Annotated in this window: 6 protein-coding genes; 2 read left to right on the top strand and 4 right to left on the bottom strand. The window is 45.2% G+C overall.

Annotated elements, in window-relative coordinates; all coding sequences use genetic code 11:
- Nucleotides 1-376 precede the first annotated feature (376 nt).
- Entirely contained in the window at nucleotides 377-2548 is a 2172-nt protein-coding gene (locus IM496_RS03635; RefSeq protein ID WP_287661258.1) for an EF-hand domain-containing protein, read from the bottom strand.
- Nucleotides 2549-2841: 293 nt separating this feature from the next.
- On the opposite strand from IM496_RS03635, the gene lepB reads away from it, so the two are divergent.
- A complete protein-coding gene (lepB, locus tag IM496_RS03630) occupies nucleotides 2842-3444 on the top strand; it encodes a signal peptidase I (RefSeq protein ID WP_002775492.1) in 603 nt (200 codons plus the stop codon).
- Nucleotides 3445-3497: 53 nt separating this feature from the next.
- On the opposite strand, the gene IM496_RS03625 is transcribed toward lepB, so the two are convergent.
- The 3 genes from IM496_RS03625 to IM496_RS03615 form a co-directional block, all read right to left on the bottom strand.
- Nucleotides 3498-4469 carry a ribose-phosphate pyrophosphokinase gene (locus IM496_RS03625; RefSeq protein ID WP_172456653.1) on the bottom strand — a complete coding sequence of 324 codons (972 nt, stop codon included), beginning with the start codon at nucleotides 4467-4469 and terminating at the stop codon, nucleotides 3498-3500.
- A 204-nt stretch (nucleotides 4470-4673) separates the two neighbouring features.
- Entirely contained in the window at nucleotides 4674-6467 is a 1794-nt protein-coding gene (gene typA, locus IM496_RS03620) for a translational GTPase TypA (RefSeq protein ID WP_002796752.1), read from the bottom strand.
- Between the two features lie 152 nt (nucleotides 6468-6619).
- The gene (locus tag IM496_RS03615) at nucleotides 6620-7324 is read right to left on the bottom strand and encodes a DUF1997 domain-containing protein (RefSeq protein WP_104396648.1); all 705 of its coding nucleotides are present in this window, start codon (nucleotides 7322-7324) and stop codon (nucleotides 6620-6622) included.
- A 124-nt stretch (nucleotides 7325-7448) separates the two neighbouring features.
- Between IM496_RS03615 and IM496_RS03610 the strand changes: the two genes are divergently transcribed.
- On the top strand, nucleotides 7449-8108 hold the full coding sequence (locus IM496_RS03610) for an SDR family oxidoreductase (RefSeq protein WP_002803673.1): 660 nt from the start codon (nucleotides 7449-7451) through the stop codon (nucleotides 8106-8108).
- Nucleotides 8109-8406: the final 298 nt, after the last annotated feature.

Here is an 8406-nt window from a genome sequence, read left to right as displayed (position 1 = left end):
GAGACTTGGAAACTATCTCATCAAATTAGTTCCCCCATAGAACCCCCTTGAGCCATCTCGCACACTTTTCTCTTTTTGTCAAATTTTATGTTAAGAAAGATGTGACTAATGGATAGCTTATCAAGGGGGGCAGGGGGGATCGAACCTAAAATCCATTTTTAATTTAATTATAACCAGCTACTTAATCTTTCAGCCCAACTAATTAACCGTAACGTTTGAGGGGGAACAGAAGCACTGTATTGGCTAAAAAAAGAAAAAGCTCCCACCCTGAAAGTGACAGCTAACTTGATTCTCTATTTGCACTGAATACAATTTAATTTGCTATCAGAATCCTAATGTCTTGGAATTCATGACCGACGCAATAGTTGCCGACAGTTTATTTATGGAATTGGTGCAGTAGATCGCGAAATTCCTGAAAACTAATCTGATTATCGCGACTTGTATCGGCCTGCTGTAACATAGCTTCGATTTCCTTGTCTGTCACCCCGGGTTCGATCGCCTGAAGACAAGCTTTTAACTCCTCAAGGCTAATTTGTCCAGAGCTATCACTATCGAATAGCTGGAATCTTTCCAATAAAATTCTTTCCTGTTGATCACGATCGCTGTCACTACTAAAAGATAGACGATCGAAGACCTGAAAAGCGCGGGCGATATTTTGCCATAATTGACGGGCCAGAGGACGATGGAGAATCGTTTCCTCCTCCTGACCAGTAACTCCGTACTCCCGACGCAAAGACTCGACAGTTCCCGTTTCCGCGGCCGGCAATTCCGTCAATAAATGCTCGATCGCCTCCCTGGAACTCTTACCGGTTAACACTTCCAGCAATTCCGACCCCACCTTGCGATCGGGGTCTTTTTTCCAAGTCACCAACAGACTTTCCAACAAAGCATCGCGATAACTCTGCAAACGTAACCAATCCTCGCGACTATACTGCTTTTCCGGATCGAGAAGTTCGGCCGATTCCACACCCAACTCCGTTAAAATCGCCTGATGTTCTGCCTCGGTAATCGTCAACTCTAGGCGCATTTGTTGCAGGATTTCAAGGCTGTGGCCGAAGTCAGTATATCCCTCCTCCAAAGCCTCTTTTAACACGGCTTTATAGGCTTTTAAACGCTTCTGGTGGGTGAAATCTGGCAGTATCTTGGCTAACACATACACCTCATCCGTGTGCAAAGCTTCCAGCGATCGCCCATCGAGATATTTAGCCGTATCGAGACCCAGTTTACCCAACTGTTTACGCAATCTTCCCGCTAGTCCTTCCCGTTGGTAAAGACCCGGATTCCTTGTCCAAGTGCGATATAACCATAAACTACTCAAAACAGCCAGTAAAATACTAGCGAAATAATGCCAAAATTTTGGCAAAAGATTAATAAAAGGACGACCACCGAAAATAAAGAAGAAATTGAAAATCAGAAAAGTTCCGACAGTAAAGACTCGATGACGGATAATTTCTGTAGTTAAAGGCGACTTTTTGCGAATTATATAGACTTTATAGGCATTTTCAACTTTTTTACCGAGAAAGTAACCCAAAAAAGTGCAGATTGCCAAAGTTAAGGGAACAGCTACCAACCTCGGAATCGCAATTGCCTGACCAGCAAGATAAAAACCCGGTTTAAAGAGGGATTCTAGTTGATTTTCGTCGTGCGCCCAAGCTCCAGAGAAATAATAGTCCCAATTGCCAGCATAAAGGTAATAATAGATAAAATAGCCAAAAACTAAACCAAAATAACCGTAATAAAGCCATTGGCGATCGCTGTTATTAATCCCATCCCAATAGGACCTTTCCGCATCGATATCGATACAGGGACTTTGACAGGCAACACAGGCACTTTGTTCGCTACCATCTTCATGGACAATACGACACATAGATTGAGTAATGCCACCGCGACTGTCTTCGTGAGCGGTACTATTTAGTAAACCCCTCGGTTCACCGTAAATCCTCTGAACCGGACTCATGGGACAGAAATAATTACACCAAGATTTGCCCCCATACCAATAACCCACAAAGATCGCCGCTAGAATAGTAAAGATTAAAAAGCTACCCAGGACTAAGCGATCGGAATTATAAAAGAGAATCCGTCCGCATAAACCCAAAAATAACAGACTGAATTGTAGATAGAGATAATTCCGAGCTAACCAAGAGTTTTTCGGCACTTTATAGATTTCAGAGCGGACTTTTCCCGATTTATCGGTCTGTTTTTTCTGACGCTGTTTACCCAAAGCGCGTGGTATTTGAGAAAGAAAGGATAAAGGACAGATACGCCGCCAGAGTTCGTGACCGAATACTAATAAGATAAAAATGCCACTAGGAACCACTATTCCCCAAAAAATCGGCGCACCTAACTGATAGGAGGATTGGGGTAGGCAAACTCCCTGGACTTTAATGCACACATCGGGATCAACTCTCAGGGGACTAGAGAGATTGTTAGGATCGGTTAAATTTGCCGAAATAGGGTCAAAAAACAGAGAAAATATCAGAATTAACCAAGCGATGGTCACAACCCATCGCAGATAGTGCATCGAGCGTTCGGGAATTTGTGCAAACATAGGTCTAAGTAGTAGTGTAGAAGCGACTTTTAGGGGAGATAGGTGTCTAATTATTGAATTCTAACGCTTTTCCTGGAATGGCGGCGAAAAACTCGCCTTTTTGATAGACTAATCTTACTTTTTCTCCCCCCGAGGAAATCCCCCTTTAGGTGGCATAATGATGCCTTGAAAAAGTAACAGTGATCCGGTAGATGTAGGGAGATTGTCTTAAAATATTATCTACGGTGTTAATATCACTAAACTAGAAAATTAAAGAGCGTATTGGCTTAATCCTTCTCAAAAGTTAAAATCCTATGGCTGAAAGCTTGAACCATAAATCCGAAAAACCTTCTCCCCCTCCCGTCCCCCAAGAAAATCCTTGGCTAGAAGCAGTTAAAACCATTGTCACGGCTGGAATTTTGGCCTTTGGCATCCGCACTTTTGTGGCCGAGGCCCGTTATATTCCCTCTTCTTCCATGGAACCCACTCTCCAGATTAATGATCGCCTAATTATCGAGAAAGTTAGCTATCATTTTCAGAAGCCAGAACGGGGTGATATAGTGGTTTTTAGTCCGACAGCCGCTCTAAAAGCTCAAAATTTTCAGGATGCTTTTATTAAACGGGTGATTGGACTGCCGGGGGATAAGGTGCAAGTCAAAAACGGTTTAGTTTACGTCAACGGTAAAGTTTTAGCGGAAAAGTATATCGCCGAAGAACCTAATTATACTTACGGACCGGTGACAGTTCCCCCCGATCAATATCTGGTTTTGGGCGATAATCGCAATAATAGTTATGATTCCCACGCTTGGGGCTTCGTTCCCCGGGAAAACTTAATCGGTCGCGCTGTGGTGCGTTTTTGGCCCTTTGATCGTCTGGGAGGACTTGACAACCCCGACGCTGCCATAAATCAGAATTAATGTCAACAAAATAAATATAAAAATTCCCCCTAAAACTAGGGGGATTCGGCCATCTATTTGAACATATTACTCACGGAATTGTCCTCATGGATGCGCCATATTGCCTCACCCAGAATCGGGGCAACCGGCAAGACTTTCAGTTGCGGGAAAAAATGTTCTTGCGGCACGGGAATCGTGTTAGTAACGATCACTTCCTCGACTATGCCACTGGATAAACGCTCGATCGCAGGACCAGAAAAAACCGGATGGGTGGCACAAGCATAAACCTGTCGCGCCCCCTTGGCTTTCAGTAACTGCGCCCCTTGAGCGATCGTACCAGCCGTATCGATCATATCATCGACTAAAACCGCCGTTTTATCCTTAACATCGCCGATCAAGTTCATCACTTCCGCCACATTATGGGTTTGCCTGCGTTTATCAATAATTGCTAGGGGAGCATCACTGAGTTTTTTGGCAAAAGCCCGCGCCCTGGCCACCCCACCCACATCGGGAGAAACCACCACGATATCGGGTAATTGTTTACTGAGAAGATAGTCCACCACCACCGGGGAACCGTAAACGTGATCGAAGGGAATATCGAAATAACCTTGAATTTGGGACGAATGCAAATCCATGGCCAACACGCGACTTGCCCCCGCTTCCGTGATCAGATTAGCCACCAGTTTAGCGGCGATCGATTCCCGTCCGGCGGTTTTGCGATCGGCGCGAGCATAACCATAATAGGGAATTACGGCGGTAATTTGTCGGGCAGAAGCACGACGACAGGCATCGATCATGATTAACAATTCCATCAAATGATCGTTGACGGGATTGCAACAGGGTTGAATTAAATAGACATCACAGCCCCGGATCGATTCCTGAATCTGGATGTACAATTCACCATCGGCGAAACGTTTACGAATCATCGGACCCACATCCATGCCCAGATAACGGGCCACCTCTTGGGCAAGAGATACATTAGCGGATCCCGAAAAGAGACGAAGACGATTGCTGTCCGACGCGGCGGGAAACATCGGATGTCGCATCAAAGTAGCAGAATAGCTCACAGCAGATTCTTTACCCTCAAACTCAAGGCACTTTTTTCTATCATCTCAGTTTTGTTGAAAATCTGAGTGGATTTCTTTGTTAGATCTCAATCATAACCAATTACCGATCATCTTCGAGCCATTGCGGCCTCTTTTAGCGGCAATGGCCATGGCCAAATTGCCGCCGGATTTTGTCAAAACCGATTAACGTTTGGCTAACTTTTTCACCGGTAATTTACGCAGACGGATCGATTTCGGGGTAATTTCTACCAACTCATCTGGTCCAATGTATTCCAGGGCGCGTTCGAGACTCATATCCACGGGGGACTGTAACTGAACCAATTCATCCCCGGTGGCGGAACGATGGTTAGTTAACTGTTTAGTTTTGCAGATATTGATCTCCACGTCCTGGGGCCGGTTGCTTTCGCCGATAATCATGTTTTTATACACTTTTGTCCCCGGAGTAATAAAGAATACCCCCCGGTCTTCGGCGTTTTTGAGGGCGTAGAAAGTGGCGACTCCTTCCTCAAAGGCAGTAATCACGCCATTGTAACGGGTGGCTAATTCCCCGGAGAAAGGACGATATTCGAGAAAACTATGGTTCATAATCCCCTCACCGCGACTCAGACGGATAAATTCGCCCCGGAAACCGATTAAACCCCGGGCCGGAATCACGAATTCCAATTGAGTGCGGCCATTGCTGCCCGTCTGCATATCCTGCATTTCCCCTTTCCGTTGGCCTAGACGTTCGATACTGGAACCCACCGCTTCTTCGGGTACATCTAAAACGAGGTATTCGTAGGGTTCGCAGGGTTGACCGTTAATTTCCCGATAGATAACCTGCGGCTGCGATACTTGGAATTCGTAGCCTTCCCGACGCATAGTTTCGATGAGAATACCTAAATGCAGTTCTCCCCGTCCCGAAACTAGGAATTTCTCGGCGGAATCACTTTCTTCCACCCGCAGGGCGACGTTAGTTTCTAATTCTCGCATCAGACGATCGCGAATTTGCCGCGAGGTGACAAAAGTGCCTTCCTGACCGGCGAAGGGAGAATCGTTCACCGAGAAGGTCATTTGTAGGGTCGGTTCATCGACTTTAATTAGGGGTAAAGCTTGCGGGTCATCGGCTAAAGTTACGGTTTCCCCGATGTTAGCGTCGGCAAAACCGGCCACAGCAACGATATTACCGGCGCTGGCCTCGTTTAGTTCCACCCGTTTAAGACCTTCAAAACCAAGAAGTTTTGTTATTTTACCCTTGACAACCGCGCCCGTATCCTTTACTAAAGCAGCCTGTTGACCGGCTTTAATTACGCCGTTATGGATGCGGCCGATAACGATGCGTCCTAAGTATTCCGAGTAATCGAGGGTGGTTACTTGCAGCTGTAGGGGTTTGTTAACGTCCCCGGCCGGTGGTGGAACGTGGTGTAAAATCGCCTCAAACAGGGGCTGCATATCTTTGTCTTCGTCTTCGAGGCTTTCTTTGGCGAATCCTTGCATCCCGGAAGCGAACAGAGTAGTAAAATCACATTGGTCGTCATCGGCGCCCAGTTCCACAAACAGATCGAAAACTTTGTCCACGGCTAGGTTAGGATCCACGTTAGGGCGATCGATTTTATTAACCACGACAATTGGTCTTAATCCCTTTTCTAGGGCCTTTTTCAGCACAAAACGGGTTTGGGGCATCGGCCCTTCGTTAGCATCGACAATCAGGATACAACCGTCCACCATACCTAAAACCCGTTCCACTTCGCCACCAAAGTCGGCGTGACCGGGAGTATCGACGATGTTAATCAGGGTGTCTTGGTAACGAACGGCGGTGTTTTTGGCCAGAATGGTGATACCGCGTTCTCTTTCGAGGTCATTGGAATCCATGACGCAGGTGGGTACATCTTCCCCTTCTCGAAAGATTCCCGACTGTTTGAGGAGTGCATCGACGAGGGTGGTTTTCCCGTGGTCAACGTGAGCAATGATAGCAACGTTACGGATAGGCAGAGACATAAAATATTGAAGTAGTCTTAGGTTTATTTTTACGAGTAAACATTTCTTAATAATTCTAGCTTAGACTGACCAGCACCGTTAGCAAATCTTTATTTTTCCTTGGTTTCCCATCAGCAAGCTCTACTGATTACTGTTGACAGACCCCCCAAACCCTAAGCAAGCAACCCACCCTCACAGGAGTCGAGACGATAGAAAAGACGACTGGAGGTAGGGGGTAGGGGTAAATTGAAGCTAGAGTGAAAATCCTCTTGAACTTTGTAGGTTAAGCGGGGGGAAACTTGGCGAACAATTTGCGTCAACAGTTTATCACCGGTTTTTTGGAGAATGGGACGGGGAATCTTATAAATAAACTTGGGAAACTTAACCATAACATCCATACGCAGTTCCCAGGTGACTTGGGTGATAACCGCCGGAATTTCCCGTCCCTGTTGCCGAAACATTGCCTCAATTTCCTGATTAGGAGAAGATAGCGGCATTTCCTCTAGTTTCATAATTGCCTGATAATCCACTAGATAGCCCAAAAACGGTTGATCGGGAATGGGGACACTGCGAGTATGATAGACTCCATTGACGGGCAGATCCAGAACCACAGCGATTTTCGGCTCCAGTTCATAGCCAAAAGCTCCATATTTACCGATGGTGATAATATAACCATTGTCACCGAAGGGCAGAGTTTTCATCGGTTCGGCACAACGACAAAACCAACCTTCGTGAGCGCCCAGATAATCGGCAACCGTGTCCTGATTGCCATACATATCCATAGATCCGGCAAAATGGGTTTGAAAACCGAGAAATTGATTGTCTTCTTTGACTTCTACAGATTCGCGAGCTAGGGAGTTAATGGGGGGACACTGCATGACTTATAAACCTGGCAAATGATAGTGTTAGAAAAATTTGGGGATTAACCACCAAAGGATCGGGGAAATTTGTAGAATTGAGATTAGTGTAACGTATTGTTAAAAACTATTTGGTTAAGAAGCGATGAAAGCATTTGTAGCAGGAGCCACAGGGGAAACGGGACGGAGAATCGTTGCCCAATTAGTCGAACGTCAGATTCCCGTGCGTGCTTTGGTGAGAAACCCAGAGAAAGCGGCGGAAATTTTGCCAGCAGGGGTGGAAATCGTCGTCGGAGATGTCCAACAGGCCGATAAGTTAGAGGCACTCATCGCTGATTGTAGCGTTTTGCTATGCGCCACGGGAGCCAGACCGAGTTTTAATCCCACGGAACCTTTGTTAGTGGACTACTTGGGAACTAAAAATCTCATCGATGCCGCCAAAAAGAAAGGAATCGAACATTTTGTTCTCGTTACTTCCCTCTGTGTGTCGAACTTTTTCCATCCCCTCAATCTCTTTTGGTTAATTTTATTCTGGAAAAAACAAGCGGAGGACTATTTAATCAATAGTGGACTAACCTACACGATTGTGCGCCCCGGCGGCCTTAAAAACGAGGATAATCTTAATGCCATTAAAATGTCATCCGCCGATACCCTATCTGAGGGCAATATTCCCCGCACAAAAGTGGCCTCGGTTTGCGTAGAATCCCTATTTTATCCCGCCGCTAACAATAAAATTCTCGAAATTGTTGCTCCCTCAGATGCTCCCAATCTCGATTGGACTCAATTGTTTCAAAGTGTCAGCTAAACAGTAATCAGTAATCAGTAATCAGTAATCAGTAATCAGTGAACAGTAATCAGTGAACTGATAACTCAAATCTGGAAACTAAAAACTCATATCTGATAACTCATATCTGATAACTGATAAGTAGGTATGCGTTAAAAATTATCAGATGCCCCCCTTATTAAGGGTAGGGCTGTTTCATTTAAATTAAGTACAGCTGATTTTGAGTCAATAAATTTGACTTAAGATTCTCAAGTTTATCTTTTTCTAACCAAAAGAGTTAGTCACAATAATTAATCTTTAATTTTCTGCCAATATTTAT

Origin of the sequence: Microcystis sp. M049S2, from assembly GCF_020245625.1 — a bacterium.
Classification (GTDB): Bacteria; Cyanobacteriota; Cyanobacteriia; order Cyanobacteriales; family Microcystaceae; genus Microcystis; species Microcystis ichthyoblabe_A.
Note: the sequence above shows the minus strand (reverse complement) of the source record. Positions and strands in the feature narration are given on the sequence as shown.

What these genes read in the sequence shown, in the direction of transcription:
- IM496_RS03635 (WP_287661258.1), bottom strand. Translation starts at nt 2,548, where the DNA reads ATGTTTGCACAAATTCCCGAACGCTCGATGCACTATCTGCGATGGGTT.
- lepB (WP_002775492.1), top strand. Translation starts at nt 2,842, where the DNA reads ATGGCTGAAAGCTTGAACCATAAATCCGAAAAACCTTCTCCCCCTCCC.
- IM496_RS03625 (WP_172456653.1), bottom strand. Translation starts at nt 4,469, where the DNA reads ATGCGACATCCGATGTTTCCCGCCGCGTCGGACAGCAATCGTCTTCGT.
- typA (WP_002796752.1), bottom strand. Translation starts at nt 6,467, where the DNA reads ATGTCTCTGCCTATCCGTAACGTTGCTATCATTGCTCACGTTGACCAC.
- IM496_RS03615 (WP_104396648.1), bottom strand. Translation starts at nt 7,324, where the DNA reads ATGCAGTGTCCCCCCATTAACTCCCTAGCTCGCGAATCTGTAGAAGTC.
- IM496_RS03610 (WP_002803673.1), top strand. Translation starts at nt 7,449, where the DNA reads ATGAAAGCATTTGTAGCAGGAGCCACAGGGGAAACGGGACGGAGAATC.